The organism is Sedimentitalea todarodis (genome assembly GCF_032595355.1).
GTDB lineage: Bacteria > Pseudomonadota > Alphaproteobacteria > Rhodobacterales > Rhodobacteraceae > Sedimentitalea > Sedimentitalea todarodis.
The window spans coordinates 18,155-35,310 of the sequence record NZ_JASMWN010000006.1 but is presented as its reverse complement, the minus strand read 5'-3'; the positions used below and the strand labels follow the sequence as shown (position 1 = coordinate 35,310).

The following is a 17,156-nucleotide window of genomic DNA, read 5'->3' as shown; positions in this document are numbered from 1 at the left end:
TTGGTTATCGTGATCTGATCCGCATGGCGAGCCAGATCAGGGTGCGCTCCATGATCGCCATCGCCGGGGCGGTCTGTCCGGCGGACCGCAGTTGCAAATCCGTATCGGTGAGCCGCGTCAGCGCCTTTTGCAGCTCGGCAGGTCCCCAGGTCTTGGCCTGGCGGATGATCCGGTCGCGGCGCGGGCCATAGACCGGTGGGCGCAGCCGTCCGACTCCGGACGCGGGTCCGCCGGGGTCTGCGGCAGCCGTATAGAGCGTGCGAAAATGCCGGGTGGCCCCGATGCAGAGCGAGACCGCGTTGGTGCCCTGCGCCTGCAGGCGGTTGAGCAGCGGCCCGATCTCTTCCTTGCGCTGCTCGGCGACCACGTTCAGGATGTCATCCAGCGCCGCTTCTGTCGATTGCGGGGCGCAGGCCGCGATATCGTCAAGGCCAAGGTCGCTGTCATCGCCGTGTTTGTAGATCGACAGCTTTTCAACGGTGCTGGCAAAATCACCCGGGCCAAGGGCCGCCGCGAGATCGACAAGCGCTGCCATGCTGTCGGCAGGCACCTTGTGCAGGCCGGCGGCGGCCAGGATGCGCTCGACCTCGGCGCGGCTGGGCGGATCGTCATAAAGGCCGACGGCAACGGTGTTACGGTGGTTCTCAAACAGTTTTCGCAGCTTGGAGCTGGCCTTGAGCTGGCTGGCCGTGACGATGATCTGGGCGTCGCCGGCCTGCCAGTCCGCGACAGCGGTCTGGATCGCTGGGGTTGCCGCATCGGTGGCCGATTCGACAAAGACCGCGCGCAGGCCGGGAAAGAAGCCGACCGCCTTGACCGCATCCAACAGCAATGCCGGATCGCCGCGCAGATCGGCACCGGGCATGCGGGTCAGGCGCATTTCTTCTTCGGCCCCATCCCCAAGCAGTGCCGCGATCACCTGTTGCCGTTTCAGGGCGACGCGCATGGCATCCGCGCCATAGATCAACAGGCCGGTGCGTTCCGGATCGGGCTTGGCAAAATAGCTGTCCGCGTCGCGCCCGCCGAGCTTCACGACGGAAGATCCGCTGTCGCATTCAGTTCGCGCACGACCTGATCTGCGAGAATCACCATCAACCGTTCGCGGGCATCCCGCTGGGCCGCAAGGGTTTCCACGGTGTTGCCGGTCGCGGAATAGCCAGTGAAGTTGCTCACGCGACCTTCTTCAACGATCTGCGCGCTGGCGATGTCTTGAAGGGCATAGTTGATGGCCCCGATCACGCTGTAATATGTGATTGCGCCAGAGGCGGTGATTGCCTGTCCCTGAAAGCCGATTTCCAGCACCATGGACAGACGATAGACCGGGTCGGCGGACCGGCCCAGCTGTTCTTCCATGCGGCGCACAAGGAAGTAGGTGTTAACACCCTGCGGCGCGTCGACGCGAACCTTGCCATAGAGCGCCTTGCCCCCACCGCCGGGCCCATAGACCGGTTGAAACCCACAGGCGGCAAGCGCCAGTGGCATCAGCAAGAGAGAGCGTCGATCAAACAACGACATTCACGATCCGGCCGGGGACCACGATGACTTTTTTCGGCACCGCCCCGTTCAGCGCCCTTTGCACAGCGTCCACTGCCAGCGCGGTTTTTTCAACCTCGTCCTTGGGCATCTCCTTGGGCACGCTGATTTCCGCGCGGCGTTTGCCGTTGATCTGGATCGGCAGGGTCACCGTGTCATCAACGAGCATTGCGGGATCGGCGACCGGCCACGGCGCGGTCGTGATCAGCCCATCACCGCCAAGTCGGGTCCAGATTTCCTCGCTCAGGTGCGGGGTCATTGGGGACATCAACTGGGCCAATGTCTTTACCGCTCGCAGTTTCGCGGCACTGCCCGCCTTGGACTTTGCCAGCGTGTTGGTAAAGGCGTAGAGCCGGGCAATCGCGGCATTGAAGCCAAAGGATTCGACGCCCAAGGTCACATCATTGATGGCCTTGTGCATCTCGCGCAGGAGATCCTGGTCATCGGCATGCGGGCCTGTGTCTGAGGCGGCGATGTCATCGGCGATCCGGTAAACCCGACTAAGGTGCTTGTGCGCGGCCTCGGCCCCGGCGGCGGTCCACTCCACGTCACGCTCCGGTGGGCTGTCAGACAGCACGAACCAACGCGCGGTATCGGCGCCGAAGGCTGCGATGATGCTCACCGGGTCGACCACGTTTTTCTTTGATTTCGACATCTTGGCCGAGGGAATGATCTCGACGGGGGAACCATCGGCGAGTTTGCCGTCCGTGATGTCTTCGGGCAAATGATAGACCGGGCGGCCCCGCGCGTCGCGGGTCTGGTAAATCTCGTGCGTCACCATGCCCTGCGTGAACAGCGCATCAAAAGGCTCGGTCGCCTTGGCGGGCAGATGCCCGGTGATCTTCATGGCCCGTGCGAAAAAGCGGGAATAGAGCAGGTGCAGGATCGCGTGTTCGATGCCGCCGATATACTGGTCGACGTTCATCCAGTATTCGGCCTCGGCCAGATCGGTCGGGGTCTTGGCGTGGGGCGCGGTGAAGCGGGCGAAGTACCAAGACGAATCGACAAAGGTGTCCATCGTGTCGGTTTCGCGTTTGGCAGGCGCACCACAGGACGGGCAGGTGCAGTCGCGCCAGGTCGGATGATGATCGAGCGGGTTGCCCGGCTTGTCGAAGCTGGGATCGTCGGGCAGGCGCACAGGCAGGTTTTCTTTCCTTTCGGGCACCAGCCCGCAGGTCTCGCAATGTACCACCGGGATCGGTGCGCCCCAGAAGCGCTGGCGGGACAAGCCCCAGTCGCGCAGGCGGAACTGGGTCTTGCCCGCGCCCAGCCCCTGTGCTTCGGCCCAGTCGATGGTGGCGTCTATCGCCTCTTGACCAGTGGCCACATCCAATCCCGCGGGCTGGTCGATCCAGCGAACCTTTTCGGTCTTGGGCGGCACGAACGCGGTGTTTCCGACCCGGCTGTCATCGTCCAGCGCAACGAATGTGTCGATCACGTTCAGGTTGTATTTGCGTGCAAAATCAAGGTCACGCTGGTCATGGGCGGGGCAACCGAAGATCGCTCCGGTTCCATAATCCATCAGCACGAAATTGGCGACCCAGACCGGCAGGATCTGATCGGGGTGCAGCGGGTGCTGTACCGTCAGCCCGGTGTCAAAGCCACGTTTTTCGGCCTTTTCCAGTTCGACCTCGGATGTGCCCATCTTGCGGCCAGCGGCGTTGAACGCGGCGAGATCGGGGTTGTCCGCTTCCAGCGCGCGCGACAGCGGGTGATCGATGGACAGCGCCATGAAGGACGCGCCCGCGAGCGTGTCGGGGCGGGTCGTATAGACATCGATGCCAGTGTGATCGTGTACGGGCTCTGACAGGGCAAAGGTCATCTGAAGCCCGCGCGACTTGCCGATCCAGTTTTCCTGCATCAACCGGACCTTGGCGGGCCAGTTGTCAAGCCCGTCCAGTGCGTCGAGCAACTCCTCGGCCATGTCGGAAATCTTGAAGAACCACTGGGTCAGTTCCCGCCGCTCCACATCGGCACCAGAGCGCCAGCCCTTGCCGTCGATCACCTGTTCGTTTGCCAGAACGGTCATGTCGACCGGATCCCAGTTCACCAGCGCGTTCTTGCGATAGACGAGGCCGGCCTGAAGGAAATCGAGAAACAGCGCCTGTTGCTGGCCGTAATACTCCGGATCACAGGTGGCGAACTCGCGTGACCAGTCGATGGACAGGCCCAGGGGCTTCATCTGCTCCCGCATGTCGGCGATGTTCTGATAGGTCCAGTCGCGCGGATTGGCCCCAACCGCCATGGCAGCGTTTTCCGCCGGCATGCCGAATGCGTCCCATCCCATCGGGTGCAGCACGTTGTGTCCTGTTGCGATCTTGTAGCGCGCGATGACGTCGCCCATCGTGTAGTTGCGCACATGGCCCATGTGAATCCGGCCAGACGGGTATGGGAACATCTCAAGCACATAGTACTTGGGGCGGTCGGTTTTGTGGCTGGCGGTAAAGACGTTGGCCTTGTTCCAGGCCTCTTGCCACTTTGATTCGATTTCTGCGGCGGAGTAGCGCGACATGAAAGCGGTCCTTTGACTGAAAACGCCGGGCATGAACCCGGCGCCCTGATAGTTATGTGTGCAGAGGCGTCAGATACGGCTGGCTTGCACGCGAAGCTGGCGGGCGCGGGACAGGATGGCGTCTTCGACAGCGCGCGTGGTTGCGGCGCTGACCGGGCCGCCCTGAGTATGCAGGGAAACCTTCAGCGAGCGCGCATCCAGAGCCGGATCGTCAATCAGCACGGTCGCCCGATAGGAGCGGCCGCCTCCGGGGGGTCTGCCATATCCGGTTATGATGACGCCGGTGAACGGATCAACTTCGGTGACAGGCAGAAACGAGAGGACGTCAAGTGAAGCAGACCAAAGATACTTGTTAACGTTGACGGTCTGGTCCGTCTTGTTTGGGCCAAAGATGTCCCAGATCGTTGATCCACCAGCCCCGGTATAACCTGCCGTCTCGCGGCTGTTTGCTTCATACGCCGATGGAGGAGGCGTCTGAGGAACGGAGCGCGTGGCCGACCGACGGTTGCCGCAGGCAGTCAGGCCCAGGCAGATCAGAATGATCAGCGTCGCCTTGAAAAATCCAGTGAGGTTCATCGTCAAATCCTGAACAGTGTTGGCAAGGTTCCTACCCAAGCGGGCAAGGTGGGGCAAGGCTTTAGAGCGCTTTGGGGTTGATGTATTCCACAAATCGCCTTCTGTTTATTGGCCGAACGTGCCCTAAAGTACGCATGCAGCAGAGAATATTGCAAAGGGCGCGGACAGACCGGGCATGGTGCAAGTGACCTTGGACAACTTCAGGGCTGCGTGGTACGTTCATTGGTGGTCGGAATTGACCCCGGTTTGATCGACTTGGACTGTGGCAAAGCTGCACCATCCGCAACCACTTTGATGCGGGCCTGCTGCGAGCACTTGCCAAAACGACCCCGAAAGAGCGAAACCCCTCTTCATACCCACACCGGATTCCCCGGTTTGGGCTTATGATTTTAAACCGAGGGAAAAACGATGAAAAAGGTTCTCTTCGCAACGACTGCGCTGATCGCTCTTGGCAGCATGGCAGCAGCAGACGTTCGCCTGAGCGGTTACGGCCGTTTTGGTTTGGACTATAACGACGCCAACGACGACAACTACAACGGCGGCAACAACTCTGCCTATAATGGTATCTCGTCGACCAACATCACATCGCGTCTGCGTCTGCAGATCGACATGTCGACCGAAACCGACGGCGGCGTGGGCTTCAACGCACGTTTCCGCGCACAGGCCGAAAGCCGTGACAACCAGCCGGGCGGTGCCACCTTCAACGGTGCACGCTTTGGCGTGACCTATGGCGGCCTGATCGTCAACGTCGGCAACATCATCGGCGCGGTTGAAAACGCACCCGGCCTGTACACAACCGGAACCCGTTCGGCTGGTACCGGCATCGACGGCATGGGCTTCCAGTCCCTGCCGCTCAAAGGTCTTGGTGTCGATAGCACTGCCGACGATTTCGGCAGAGGCGGTACATCGTTTGACTGGGATGCGTATGACTCCACTGGCGTTGGCGCCAACGGCATCGAAGCGATCTATACCGTTGGCGGGTTCACCGGCCACATCTCGCTTAGCCGAAATAATGATCAGGTTCCGGTTGCCGCAACTCCAGGCAATCCGCCCTTCACTAACCCAACTCAGGCAATTGCGCAGTCTGACGGCGAAGAGCGTGCGGCGATCATGCTGAGCTACAGCTTCGGCGACTACTATGTCACCGGTGCCTATCAGGCTGTTGACGACAACGGAACCTACACCAATGGCAACGGCCAGGTCTACAATCAGGCCGACGGCCTGTACTTCCTGGCTGCCGGCGGTGACTGGGGCCAGTTCGGTGCCAAGCTCGCCTACGGTTCCACCGACGTCGCTGACTCGTGGACTCTGGAAGGCAACGTCGATGTCGGCGCGGCCAGCAACATCCTGGTCTGGGTGAATAGCACCGATGTTGACGGTGGTCTGCTTGACCCGGCTTTCAACGATGCCACAGTTGTCGCGGGTGCTCAGCGCCTTGACGGCACTTCCTACGGTATCAACTACCAGTATGACCTGGGTGGCGGCGTGACCTTCGTTGCCGGTGCAGCAGAATCTGCCGGTGACAACACTCAAGTCCAGGCAGGTGTGTACTTCAGCTTCTAAGCTGAAACACGTTTGACCTGAATTTTGGGCGGGCCTTCGTGGCCCGCCCTTTTCTTTTGCGCCTGTCTGGTGTTTCTGTCGAACAAACTGCCCGAGAGGAACAGATGCCACTACAAGACATCAAAGCACGTATTTCCGCCGCGGAATCCGCCGCCGGACGCCAACTCGGTTCAACCAGGTTGATCGCTGTATCCAAGGTGCAGCCGAACGAACGGGTCGAAGCCGTTCTTGAACAGGGTCACCGCTGTTTTGGCGAAAACCGGGTGCAGGAGGCGGCAGGCAAGTGGCCAGCGTTTCGCGAGCGCTTTGATGCGATCGACCTGCACCTGATCGGGCCGCTTCAGACCAACAAGGCGCGGCAGGCAATGGAACTGTGCAACGCCATTCATTCAGTAGACCGCCTGAAACTGGTCAACACCCTGGCTCGGCTCGCGCAGGAGCGCGGCGCCTGTCCCGATCTTTTCATTCAGGTCAATACGGGTGAAGAAGAGCAGAAAGCAGGCGTCTTGCCGATGGATGCCGACGGGTTCGTCACCGAATGCCGCGCGCTTGATCTGCCGATCCGCGGGCTGATGTGTATTCCGCCGGTCGATGAAGAGCCGGCGCTGCATTTCGCACTCCTTGCCAAGATCGCCGCGCGTAACGGCCTTGATGGCTTGTCGATGGGGATGAGCGCGGATTTTGAAACTGCGATAGCGCTCGGCGCGACTCATGTTCGCGTCGGATCGGCGATCTTCGGCGACAGAGCACCCGCCAGACCCTAATGCGTTTCGCGCTAGAGCGGCTCATCTATCGCAGCCTGAAATCATTTATTTCAATGCGTTAGGTGATGCCAGATGACCAAGGTCAAACGCGAAGCAATCTAGCCGGACACGACAAGCCGAGTGCCGGGAGCGGCACGCCGCGCGATCCACCGCAGATGATCGCGCCGAAACGCGATACATCCTTCGGTCGGATATCCCGGTCTGCGCCATTGATGCAGAAAGATCGCCGACCCTCGTCCCGCCACCGCAAGCGGCCAGTTCCAGTCGGTGAGCAACACCAGATCATAGAGAGGATCCGCGCGCCGAAGGGCCTCGTGACCAAATTCATGCGGTGTGCGGACATGTAGATTGTATTCCGGATCGCGCACATCATCAGACCAGAGATCAACCGGCCCGATGGGATGTGCCCATCTGGTCGGGCGTGCCATTCGATCAGGGCGATAGATCAATCCGACGATGCGAAGCACGCCAATCGGTGTGGCCCCATCACCCTCGCGCTTGCGTGCAGTGACACCGCCCTTGCCGATGGAACAAGGAAGCCGACGGCCGCCGAATCGCAGGCCCATCGGGGTCAGCACCATGTCGGTGACGCTCAAAGAAGGTGACCGGATTTCGTCGCCTTCGTCGCGAGATAGCCCGCGTTATGCGCGGTTTTGCCCACCTTCAAGGGTACGCGTTCCACCACGCTGATTCCGGTTTTCTCCATCATCGCGATCTTGGCGGGGTTGTTGGTCAGCAACCGGACAGACGAGAACCCCAGTGATTTCAGGATATCGGACCCCAGGCGAAAGTCACGCTCGTCATCTTCAAAGCCCAGACGGTGGTTGGCCTCTACCGTGTCAAAACCCTGATCCTGCAGGCTGTAGGCGCGCATCTTGTTGGCCAGCCCGATGCCGCGCCCCTCCTGGTTGAGATACAACAGGACGCCTGCGCCCTCGGCTCCCATCTGTGCCATGGCCGCGCGGAGTTGCGGGCCGCAGTCGCATTTCAGGCTGCCGAGCAGATCTCCGGTGAAGCAGGCGGAATGCAGCCGCGCAAGCACCGGCTTGTCACGAAGCGCCCTGCCGATTTCAATGGAGTAGTGTTCCTCGCCGCCATCCTCGGGCCGAAAAACATGAAGCCGTCCGGCCTCCGACACCTGCATTGGCAGGCGGGCGCTGACAACAGCGGCAAGCGGGTTACGATCTTCCAGATGTCGCTTGGCCAGCTGGTGATCGATCATTGTCAGCCCGTTCTGTGCCGCAAATGCTGCTGGATCCGCAACCGGAACTGCCACGACAGCTGGCAGCAAGCGGGCGGCCTTGGCGAGTTTCAGCGCGGTGCGATGCAGGTTGGCATCGCCGCCGCGTTCGGTCCTGAGAGGGCCCTTCATCGGGGCCTTCAGATCATCCGCCGGATCGGCAACCGCCTGCACCCAGTTGACATCCGCGTCCGCCGGCATGATCACCCGCGCCAGATCGCCGTCATAGGCGTGCGCCTTGAGTGTCGCGGTACGCCGTGCAGTGATAGCCACGATCGGCGTATTTGCGACAGCGCGCAGGTCGGCAAGTCTTTGCTCCGTCAGCGTTTCTGTCGACAGGGCGAGAATCGCCGCGCCCTCACCGGCAAGAACGATCGGCACACCCATGCGCAGATCAGCCCGGGCGCGGGCCAGCAGTTCGGAAATGTCGGGCATTAGGCTCATGAGATCACATCCATTTCTGTGACGTTCCTACCCCAGGAAATAGCCATTTTAAACGACAAACGCGGTGTACGGGCAAACCAGCTTTGCGATCGGTCGCGAGAGCCTCCGCCTCCGCCCTGATCCCGACGCAGCGCGCGGAATGCAAGGAAAGGTATTTCACTGCAACGCCTTAGACGGCCGGATCAAAGATATCTCCCTGCCGCCGATTGCCCCCCTTGAAGCGGTTTTCGATTGCGCGCAATCTGGAATGCGCGTTCAAACGAAAAAAGCTGCCGATTGGACATGAACGTGATCCTGACTTCGGCTGGCGCAATTGGGTCAAGATTTTCAATGGAGTGGTATCACGGATGAGCCTGACCTCGGACCAGATGGAACTGCGCGAAGATGACATTCGCAAACACTATCCCGCGGCCGAGGCGATGCTGGCGGGCTTTGATCACGCCCCTCGAATCGCCTCGGCAGGCGAGGGCACGGTGCCGGAACGGTCCTCGGGTATCGGCACGCGGCGGCGGTTTCGCTCCACCACGCCGGGGCTCGTGACACAACGAAGCGTGCGCCCGGAAGGCGTGCGGTTGATCAACCGGATAGAGTCGGCGGATGGAGGCGATGTGCTGACCTCGCCGCAGCAGGCGGCCGTGATGCATGCGCTGCGCCGGGCGCTGGCAATCGCACTGGCCGTGGCGGATACCTATGGCGATGTGACTCCGCTCGCCGACCTCAAGCGCGCAAACCTCGCAGGTGATCTCGCGGCGGCGCGCAAGACCGAGTTCTCCGAACTGTTGGTGGCAGAGGCGCTTGTGACGCTGCACGTCTTTGCCAATGCACTGGCTTACCTTCTCTCGTCGCACCTTTCGGAAGTGTCGGTGGAGGTCGGTGAAGTGCAGGAGGTCTTGACAGACAACGGACAGCTGGCCCTGCACGGCGCGCTATGGGAACTGGATCAGGATTTGGCCGCACATGCGACCGATGATGCCAGGCTTGTTGCAACCACCAGCGCCTTTTCCGAGCAGTTGATGGAAAAGGCTGCGTTGCGCGCACAGAACGCGCCGCATCTCGCCCCGTTCAACGGTGCCGTCTGGCGGATCGAGGCGGATGATCTGACATTACGCGGTTTTGTTCCGGCAGCGCGGGCGAAATCAACGTCACTGACCATGACGTTCAAGAAGCCGAACGAGGTCGTCGGAAATCACATTGCCAAGTATCAGGCCATGAAGCTCGCCAAGATGTTGATGGCGTATGATTTCGACCGCCGCCTGAACCCGTTCGCGGAGCTGGGCGGATTTATCTTTACCTTCATGGGTGATGGGAAACCGGGCACCGGGAAAACCACACTGATCCAGATGATGGCGGGGATGATCAATGACTATTGCCAGATCGCTGGCTATCCGTTCCGTTACCAGAACCTGAGCACGGACAATATCGACAGCTATCAGGGCAAATCGGGCCAGAACGCCAAGGCGTTCATCAACACTATTCTTGATCCTGCAGTGATCGGGTTTGGCACCATCGACGATATCGACACGCTGGCCGGCAAGCGCGGCGACCGGCAATCGTCGGCAGGCCAGCTCGAGATCACCGCCGTTCTGATGGAGAGCTTTGCCGGTGCCAATACCGTCGTGCGCGGGAATTGTACCTTTGGCATGTTCTCCAACTATCCCGAAAACGTCGATGATGCCCTGCGCCAGCGCGCCGGCGCACGGTTTCTGGTCGATGGGCCGCAGACGCGAGAGGATTACATCGACATCCTTTACCTGCTGATGGGCAAGAACCACGATATCCCGCTGGGCGATCACGAAGCCTATGCGGCACAGGAAATCAAGAAAGCCGTGGCTGCCAGCTTTGCCGGCCACTCCCGACCACACGAAGACGGGCTGCTGCGGGTGTTTGACCGGGTGCGTGACGAGGTGGGCGAATTGAACACGATTGCCCGGATGGGGGTGTATCTCAAGGGTATTCAGGAGGCGGATGAGCGGTTCACCGGTCGAGCCATCAAGAACATCACCGATGCGGTCAAAGTGCGGTCAATGGATTTCGAACTGCCCGACGTCTGGATGGAAGACCCTGACCTGTTCCTGTTCAAGGACTATGACACCAAGAAGGCCATGATTTCAGACCTGCGGGTGCCGATCACCACCGAAATGGTTCTGCAGGAAATCAACCGCTACGCGGACAGCGAGTTCCGCTATGCCGACAAGTCGGATGAGGTGGCGATTGACGCGATGGTGCGGGAGTATGGCCGCACAGAGGAGGCCAAGCGGCGGTATCTGGAGACTAAGGCTGAATTGTAGAGTCTGTGCCGTCAGCCGTCAGCTACAGAACGGGGCATCTGGTTGTCGGCAGGAACATTCCCGCCTTCCGATAACACAAGTCCTATCACTGAGGTTCAGGAGCTTGGAAGGCATTTTTCGCTCGCGCAAGAAGCTTGGATCGCCCATACGGGTCTCAGAACTCCAAGACAAATCAGGCTGGTAATGTGGACAGGATTGTAGTTGGTATCTGGCAGAATGCGCCGGGTTGGGTGTGGCCGTTATTCGTTGTTCTTGTGGTGATCGGCATATTGTCGATGAAGACGCGAGACAGTTCGACCATTCCCTATTTCTTTTATCCGCTCTTCGGTCTGAGTGCGGTGGGTTCGATCGGCGGACTTGTTCACGTTCCGACAAATTGGGTGGTTTTTGGTTTCAGCTATCTGATTGGCATTCCGCTGGCAGGATGGCCTGATTCTCGAGAAGCAGGGCCAGCGAATGGTTCTTCAAGGTGATCGGATAACGATTGTGATCCTAATGTTGATCTTCTTTTCCAATTTTGTGAATGGCGTGGTTCAGGCGGTTGGCCCGCAATTGCTCGAAGCGACGGCCTATTCTGTCGGTTTTGCCGCCGTTATCGGTCTGTGCTCGGGCAGCTTCACAGGGCGGGCCCTGCGAGTCGTTACTCTTGGAGATCGCGGCGCATCCCCGGCATAGGTCACAGGCATATTCGCACAAGCTAGCGGTCAAACGCGCTTCAGGTTGGTCTCCCGCCATTCCTGTTATGGCGGGCGTAGCGCCTACTGCGACTTGCACCTTTGCCCAATCTTTGCCATTGCCTCTGCGACGCTCATCCAACGCAAGGGCCCGTGCCATGAAATTCACGCTTTCCTGGTTGAAAGACCATCTGGACACCGAGGCCAGCCTTGACGAGATCCTCTATGCCCTGACCGATCTGGGTCTTGAGGTCGAAGAGGTGACGAACCCCGCCGCGCGGCTGGCGGATTTCACGCTTGGCAAGGTCGTGCACGCGGAACAGCACCCCGATGCCGACCGGCTGCGGGTGTGCAAGGTGGCGACGGACGAGGGCGAGTTGCAGATCATCTGCGGCGCTCCGAACGCGCGCGAAGGCATTACCGTGGTTGTGGCCAAACCCGGCGTCTACGTGCCCGGCATCGACACGACGATTGCCATCGGCAAAATCCGGGGCATCGAGAGCTTTGGCATGATGGCGTCCGAGCGCGAGATGGAGCTGTCGGAAGAACATGACGGCATCATTGAACTGCCCAGCGGCGAGGTGGGCGACCGGTTCATCGACTGGCTGGCAGAGAACGATCCCGCCAAGGTGGATCCGGTGATCGAGATCGCGATCACGCCGAACCGCCCCGATGCATTGGGCGTCGAAGGGATTGCGCGCGATCTGGCGGCGCGGGGGCTGGGCACGCTGAAACAGCATGACATCGTTCCGGTGCCGGGCGATTTTGCTTGCCCCGTTTCCGTCACTATCGACGATGACACTCTGGATGGCTGTCCGGTCTTTGCCGGGCGGGTGATCCGGGGCGTCAAGAACGGCCACAGCCCGCAATGGCTTCAGGATCGGTTGCGCGCCATCGGGTTGCGACCGATTTCGGCGCTGGTCGATATCACCAACTATTTCACCTATGACCGCAACCGTCCGCTGCACGTTTTTGACGTGGGCAAGATGAATGGCGGGCTACGGGTGCACCGTGCCGCAGGGGACGAGACCCTGACGGCCCTGGATGACAAGGATTATACATTTGCGCCGGGCATGATGGTCATCTCCGATGATAATGGTCCCGAGAGCATCGCGGGTGTCATGGGTGGCGTGGCGACAGGTGTGACCGAAGAGACAGTGGACGTATTCGTCGAAAGCGCGTTCTGGGACCATGTGCAGATCGCGTTGACCGGGCGGGCGCTCAAGATTAATTCCGACGCGCGGTATCGCTTTGAACGCGGGATCGATCCCGAATTCACGCTGAACGGGTTGGAACTGGCGACACAGATGATCCTTGATCTTTGCGGTGGCGAGCCGTCCGAAGTTGTGGTTGCCGGCGCGGTTCCCGATCATTCCCGCGCCTACCGGCTGGATGCCGCGCGGGTGCAGAGCCTTGTGGGTATGGATATTCCCGAAACAGTTCAGCGCGATACGCTGACCAAACTCGGCTTTCGCCTCGAGGGCGATATGGCGCATGTGCCAAGCTGGCGGCCCGACGTGCAGGGCGAAGCCGATCTGGTTGAAGAGGTCGCGCGCATTGCGTCGCTGACCGGGCTGCAAGGGCGTCCGTTGCCTCGTCTGACCGTGGGTATTCCGAAGCCGGTGATGACCCCCGCACAGCGCCGTGGACAGGCGGCACGGCGGACCTGTGCATCGCTTGGCTACAACGAATGCGTCACCTATTCGTTCATCGATCAGGCCAGTGCCGCGCTGTTTGGCGGTGGTGACACCGCGACCATGTTGGAAAACCCGATCAGTTCCGAGATGAGCCACATGCGTCCGGCGTTGTTGCCGGGCCTGTTGCAGGCTGCGGCTCGCAACCAGGCGCGCGGGTTCATGGATCTGTCACTGTTCGAGGTCGGACCGGCCTTTCACGGCAGCGAGCCGGGAGAGCAGCATACGCTGATCACCGGTCTGCTGGTCGGGCGAACCGGGCCAAAGGACGTGCACGGCGCGTCGCGACCGGTCGATCTCTATGACGTCAAGGCCGATGCCGAGGCGGTTCTAGCCGCCATCGGTGCCCCGGGCAAGGCGCAAATCCGGCGCGGCGCCCGCGAATGGTGGCACCCCGGTCGTCACGGCCAGATCTGCCTCGGGCCGAAAAAGGTGCTGGGCGTGTTTGGCGAGCTTCACCCAAAGGTGCTGGCCGCAATGGACATCAAGGGGCCGGCAATGGGCTTTGCCATCTGGCCCGACGAGGTGCCCATGCCCCGCAAGAGCGGCGCAACACGCGCGGCGCTGGAGTTGCGCGATTTGCAGGCGGTCGAGCGTGACTTTGCCTTTGTCGTCGACGCCGATGTCGATGCCCTCAATCTCGTCAATGCGGCGGCAGGTGCTGACAAGGCGCTGATCGAAGGCGTGCGCGTGTTTGATGAGTTTGTCGGCGGCAACCTTGGCGCGGGCAAGAAATCACTGGCGGTAACAGTCCGGTTGCAACCCTCCGAGACGACGCTGAAAGAGGCCGATATCGAAGCTGTCAGCGCCAAGATTGTGGAAAAAGTGGCCAAGGCGACCGGCGGTGTGCTGCGCGGATAGCAGTGGATTGAAGTCGTTCAGTTCCAAATTCCGGTCGCGGCGCTGCCCCAGCCCGGCCTTGGGTCTAGTCGCCTACGGCACGCTTGCGTGCACTCAAGGGCAGAGTTGCCAGGCGGTGTCGCGCCCGATTGGAAACGCCGGCGTCAATCCTTGCTCAGTATGGCGGTGAATTCCAAACGGTTGATTGGAGTATGCCAGACCCGTTGCGGCCTAAGCTTGATCATTTCAAGCTCTCTGAGCGTCGACAGGATTTGTAGAAAACGGGTAGGTGTGAATTGCCAGGCGTGAGAGTCGATGTACCTGCCATCCGCACTCTTAATACGGTCGATCACCTTTCTGGTGCGCTCGCTTTGGTCTTCGCCCCAGCCAGGGTCGACATGATCGCCGGCCCAATGTCGCGCCGGCTCATTGTGTGTCGTGAGGACAGCCATATCGACGATGGATTGCATTGTATGGCGCTGGCGATTTTCGTCCGCCGCCTGCAGGACTGACCCTAGTGATGTTTCGGGACGCAGATGATCAAAACAATATCGCTTGTCCGGTGCTATGATGAAATACTGCCCACCGGGGTTTAGCAGGTCATGCACCTGGTTCAGATGTTCGACAAGATTGGGCTGGTGCTCGATGCAATGCGAACTGAACGCAATATCAAAGGTTTCCGGTATGCACGACATATCGCCGTCGCCGTTGTGGAAGTGTATTTCGGGTATGGTATCCGGGTCCACGGATGCTTCTGGATCCAGCTTTGCGTTTTCGCGGAGTTCTTCTGTCGAAAACACGTCGAAGTACTTTACGGAATCCCCGGAAAAGGAGGGGGCATAATAGGGGCCGATTTCAAGAACCGTTTTGACCGAAGGATCGATGAAACCCAGAAAGTTCTCGCGAGCGGCCTCCTTTTCCACCGCACTTCCCAACAATTGTGACGCAGCCGATGACAGATGCGGCGCGTCCGCAGCGATGTTGGCATTGCCTATCCTGTTGCTGCGAAAAGTCTTGAATAGACGGCGTATACCCAACCAGATTCCCTCCATCGATCGAGCGCTTGAAACATTCAGCCCTCATGGTCATCGAAAAATTAGCGGGTCGGAAAACAAAAGACCACCTCGGCGTTGACGTGTCAGCATCATCGCGGGTCAACTTGATCGGCATCGGGGATGTTCCAATTGATCTTGCGGACATGACGGCACCGCGAACCAGCATATCGGCACCGATGAGCAACCCGGACCTCGCAGACATCCAGGTACTCATGAGCCCCTCTCTCATGGGGCAGTACATGCACCGGCAATATCGGATCGAAACACGGATGGCCCTCTTTCCGGGCATTGGTCCAGGCCTTGCGATCGCCGCGCGAGACAACGCGACGTGACCCTCGGTTCGGGCCGAAAAACGTGCGGCTGTGGATAATCGCGTTGATTGTGGCGGGAAAGCTGGGCTAGGAACAATAAGCACCGAAAAGGCATTTGACCCCACATGACCATGCTTGGCACTTTCATCAAACCCATGCACCGCGAAGGCATCCCCTTTGTCGCCGGGTTTGCCGTCATTTCCCTGTTGTTGTTTCTGATACTTGAACCGCTTGGTTGGATCGGGGCCGGGCTGACGGTCTGGTGTTATTACTTTTTCCGTGATCCGCAGCGCACCACCCCGATCCGCGAAGGGTTGTTCGTCAGCCCGGCTGACGGGGTCGTATCCCTGATCGAGCCCGCTGTTCCACCGGCAGAGCTTGGCATGTCAGACGCGCCCCTCACGCGGGTCAGCGTGTTCATGAACGTATTCAATTGTCACGTGAACCGCGTGCCGATTGCCGGGCGTATCGCGTCCGTGGCGTATCGGCCGGGCAAATTCCTCAATGCGTCGCTCGACAAGGCCAGTTCCGACAACGAACGCAACAGCCTATGCATCGAAATCGCCGATGGCCGGCAGATCGCCGTCGTGCAGATTGCCGGTCTCGTGGCCCGACGCATCGTCTGTTTCGTAGAGGAAGATCGGCAAATGATGACCGGCGAGCGCTTTGGTCTGATCCGGTTCGGCTCTCGCGTCGATGTCTACCTGCCGGATGGGGTGTCGCCTCTCGTCAGCGTCGGGCAATCCATGGTCGCGGGCGAAACCGTGCTGGCCGATCTGACCTCTGACGAAACGCCCCGCACCGGGCGGACCGCATAGGCCATGAAGGAAGACCGGCATCCCCAACGTTCGGACATGCCTCTGACGATGCTGCTGCCCAACGTGGTGACCATCACCGCGCTTTGCGCCGGACTGACGGCGATCAAGATGGGATTTCACGGCCAGTTCAAGGGCGCGGTGATCATGATCCTGATCGCCTGCGTGCTGGACGGGATGGATGGCAAGCTGGCGCGGCTGCTGCGCTCTGAATCGCCGATGGGGGCCGAATTGGACTCGCTGGCTGACGCCGTCAACTTCGGCGTTGCGCCGGCGCTGTTGGTCTATGCGTTTGCGATGCAGGACACGACCGGGGCCGGCTGGATCGCGGCGCTGGTCTATGCGGTCACATGCGTGATGCGTCTCGCCCGTTTCAACCTCGACAGCAAATCCGAAACAACCAGCCCCTCGGGCAGTCGCTTTGTTGGTGTTCCCGCACCGGCCGGAGCGTTTCTGGTATTGCTGCCCCTGTTCCTTTCCTTTCAGGCGAACGACCCGGATCTGATACCTCCCCTTCTGGTCGGGTGCTACATGATCGGCATCGGGCTGTTGATGATCAGCCGGATACCGACGTTTTCGTTCAAGAAAACGCGGGTGGCCCGCAAGAGCGTGAAGTTCCTGCTTCTGGGTTTTGTCTTTCTGGCCGCAGCGCTGTTGACGCAGACGTGGTTGACCCTGATCGCTCTGGAACTGGCCTATGCCATAAGTGTGGTCTGGGCATGGGTCACCCGCGACAATATCGAAGCGACGTAGGACCGCCGCGCAACATCGCGCAACGATTGTGCGCGGGTGCAGGTGGACTTTGCGCGCATCGCCCTCACATTTGGCGGCAGACACCACTCAGGAG

16 protein-coding genes are annotated in these 17,156 nt (G+C 60.2%); 9 read left to right on the top strand and 7 right to left on the bottom strand.

What is annotated here, in order from left to right; genetic code table 11:
* Positions 1-4 precede the first annotated feature (4 nt).
* From holA to QO231_RS09615, 4 genes are all read right to left on the bottom strand, one after another.
* Entirely contained in the window at positions 5-1,033 is a 1,029-nt protein-coding gene (gene holA, locus QO231_RS09630) for a DNA polymerase III subunit delta (RefSeq protein WP_316775542.1), read from the bottom strand.
* Positions 1,030-1,515 (bottom strand): hypothetical protein, encoded by a 486-nt coding sequence (locus tag QO231_RS09625; protein WP_316775540.1) that lies wholly within the window; start codon positions 1,513-1,515, stop codon positions 1,030-1,032. The genes holA and QO231_RS09625 overlap by 4 nt, the downstream gene beginning before the upstream one ends.
* Complete coding sequence (gene leuS / locus QO231_RS09620) at positions 1,502-4,045, bottom strand: leucine--tRNA ligase (RefSeq protein ID WP_316775538.1); 2,544 nt, start codon at positions 4,043-4,045, stop codon at positions 1,502-1,504. The genes QO231_RS09625 and leuS overlap by 14 nt, the downstream gene beginning before the upstream one ends.
* A gap of 69 nt (positions 4,046-4,114) precedes the next feature.
* Positions 4,115-4,621, bottom strand: coding sequence for a DUF3576 domain-containing protein (locus tag QO231_RS09615; protein WP_316775537.1), 507 nt, complete (start codon positions 4,619-4,621; stop codon positions 4,115-4,117).
* Between the two features lie 408 nt (positions 4,622-5,029).
* Here QO231_RS09615 and QO231_RS09610 point away from each other — a divergent pair, with 408 nt between their 5' ends.
* Positions 5,030-6,184, top strand: a complete 1,155-nt coding sequence (locus QO231_RS09610; RefSeq protein ID WP_316775535.1) for a porin — start codon at positions 5,030-5,032, stop codon at positions 6,182-6,184.
* Positions 6,185-6,288: 104 nt separating this feature from the next.
* The gene (locus QO231_RS09605) at positions 6,289-6,948 is read left to right on the top strand and encodes a YggS family pyridoxal phosphate-dependent enzyme (protein WP_316775534.1); all 660 of its coding nucleotides are present in this window, start codon (positions 6,289-6,291) and stop codon (positions 6,946-6,948) included.
* A gap of 98 nt (positions 6,949-7,046) precedes the next feature.
* On the opposite strand, the gene QO231_RS09600 is transcribed toward QO231_RS09605, so the two are convergent.
* Positions 7,047-7,544: a L,D-transpeptidase family protein gene (locus QO231_RS09600; RefSeq protein ID WP_316775533.1), complete on the bottom strand. Its 498-nt coding sequence runs from the start codon at positions 7,542-7,544 to the stop codon at positions 7,047-7,049.
* Positions 7,541-8,632, bottom strand: coding sequence for a GTP cyclohydrolase II (gene ribA, locus QO231_RS09595; RefSeq protein ID WP_316775530.1), 1,092 nt, complete (start codon positions 8,630-8,632; stop codon positions 7,541-7,543). The genes QO231_RS09600 and ribA overlap by 4 nt, the downstream gene beginning before the upstream one ends.
* A 347-nt stretch (positions 8,633-8,979) precedes the next feature.
* Here ribA and QO231_RS09590 point away from each other — a divergent pair, with 347 nt between their 5' ends.
* The 4 genes from QO231_RS09590 (at position 8,980) to pheT (ending at position 14,149) form a co-directional block, all read left to right on the top strand.
* Positions 8,980-10,920: an AAA family ATPase gene (locus QO231_RS09590; RefSeq protein ID WP_316775528.1), complete on the top strand. Its 1,941-nt coding sequence runs from the start codon at positions 8,980-8,982 to the stop codon at positions 10,918-10,920.
* 185 nt (positions 10,921-11,105) lie between these two features.
* Positions 11,106-11,393, top strand: a complete 288-nt coding sequence (locus tag QO231_RS09585; protein ID WP_316775526.1) for a hypothetical protein — start codon at positions 11,106-11,108, stop codon at positions 11,391-11,393.
* 13 nt (positions 11,394-11,406) lie between these two features.
* Positions 11,407-11,595, top strand: a complete 189-nt coding sequence (locus QO231_RS09580) for a hypothetical protein (RefSeq protein WP_316775523.1) — start codon at positions 11,407-11,409, stop codon at positions 11,593-11,595.
* Positions 11,596-11,752: 157 nt separating this feature from the next.
* Positions 11,753-14,149, top strand: coding sequence for a phenylalanine--tRNA ligase subunit beta (gene pheT, locus QO231_RS09575; protein ID WP_316775522.1), 2,397 nt, complete (start codon positions 11,753-11,755; stop codon positions 14,147-14,149).
* Between the two features lie 143 nt (positions 14,150-14,292).
* Here the strand turns inward: pheT and QO231_RS09570 are convergent, their stop codons facing one another.
* Positions 14,293-15,180 carry a class I SAM-dependent methyltransferase gene (locus tag QO231_RS09570; protein ID WP_316775521.1) on the bottom strand — a complete coding sequence of 296 codons (888 nt, stop codon included), beginning with the start codon at positions 15,178-15,180 and terminating at the stop codon, positions 14,293-14,295.
* Between the two features lie 83 nt (positions 15,181-15,263).
* Here QO231_RS09570 and QO231_RS09565 point away from each other — a divergent pair, with 83 nt between their 5' ends.
* The 3 genes from QO231_RS09565 (at position 15,264) to pssA (ending at position 17,062) form a co-directional block, all read left to right on the top strand.
* Positions 15,264-15,515, top strand: coding sequence for a hypothetical protein (locus QO231_RS09565; RefSeq protein WP_316775520.1), 252 nt, complete (start codon positions 15,264-15,266; stop codon positions 15,513-15,515).
* Positions 15,516-15,619: 104 nt separating this feature from the next.
* Entirely contained in the window at positions 15,620-16,312 is a 693-nt protein-coding gene (locus QO231_RS09560; protein ID WP_316775518.1) for a phosphatidylserine decarboxylase, read from the top strand.
* A 3-nt stretch (positions 16,313-16,315) separates the two neighbouring features.
* Entirely contained in the window at positions 16,316-17,062 is a 747-nt protein-coding gene (pssA, locus tag QO231_RS09555) for a CDP-diacylglycerol--serine O-phosphatidyltransferase (RefSeq protein ID WP_316775517.1), read from the top strand.
* Positions 17,063-17,156 lie beyond the last annotated feature (94 nt).

What these genes read in the sequence shown, in the direction of transcription:
- QO231_RS09570 (WP_316775521.1), bottom strand. Translation starts at nt 15,180, where the DNA reads ATGGAGGGAATCTGGTTGGGTATACGCCGTCTATTCAAGACTTTTCGC.
- ribA (WP_316775530.1), bottom strand. Translation starts at nt 8,632, where the DNA reads ATGAGCCTAATGCCCGACATTTCCGAACTGCTGGCCCGCGCCCGGGCT.
- pheT (WP_316775522.1), top strand. Translation starts at nt 11,753, where the DNA reads ATGAAATTCACGCTTTCCTGGTTGAAAGACCATCTGGACACCGAGGCC.
- QO231_RS09560 (WP_316775518.1), top strand. Translation starts at nt 15,620, where the DNA reads ATGACCATGCTTGGCACTTTCATCAAACCCATGCACCGCGAAGGCATC.
- QO231_RS09590 (WP_316775528.1), top strand. Translation starts at nt 8,980, where the DNA reads ATGAGCCTGACCTCGGACCAGATGGAACTGCGCGAAGATGACATTCGC.
- QO231_RS09625 (WP_316775540.1), bottom strand. Translation starts at nt 1,515, where the DNA reads ATGTCGTTGTTTGATCGACGCTCTCTCTTGCTGATGCCACTGGCGCTT.
- QO231_RS09615 (WP_316775537.1), bottom strand. Translation starts at nt 4,621, where the DNA reads ATGAACCTCACTGGATTTTTCAAGGCGACGCTGATCATTCTGATCTGC.
- leuS (WP_316775538.1), bottom strand. Translation starts at nt 4,045, where the DNA reads ATGTCGCGCTACTCCGCCGCAGAAATCGAATCAAAGTGGCAAGAGGCC.
- pssA (WP_316775517.1), top strand. Translation starts at nt 16,316, where the DNA reads ATGAAGGAAGACCGGCATCCCCAACGTTCGGACATGCCTCTGACGATG.
- QO231_RS09610 (WP_316775535.1), top strand. Translation starts at nt 5,030, where the DNA reads ATGAAAAAGGTTCTCTTCGCAACGACTGCGCTGATCGCTCTTGGCAGC.
- QO231_RS09605 (WP_316775534.1), top strand. Translation starts at nt 6,289, where the DNA reads ATGCCACTACAAGACATCAAAGCACGTATTTCCGCCGCGGAATCCGCC.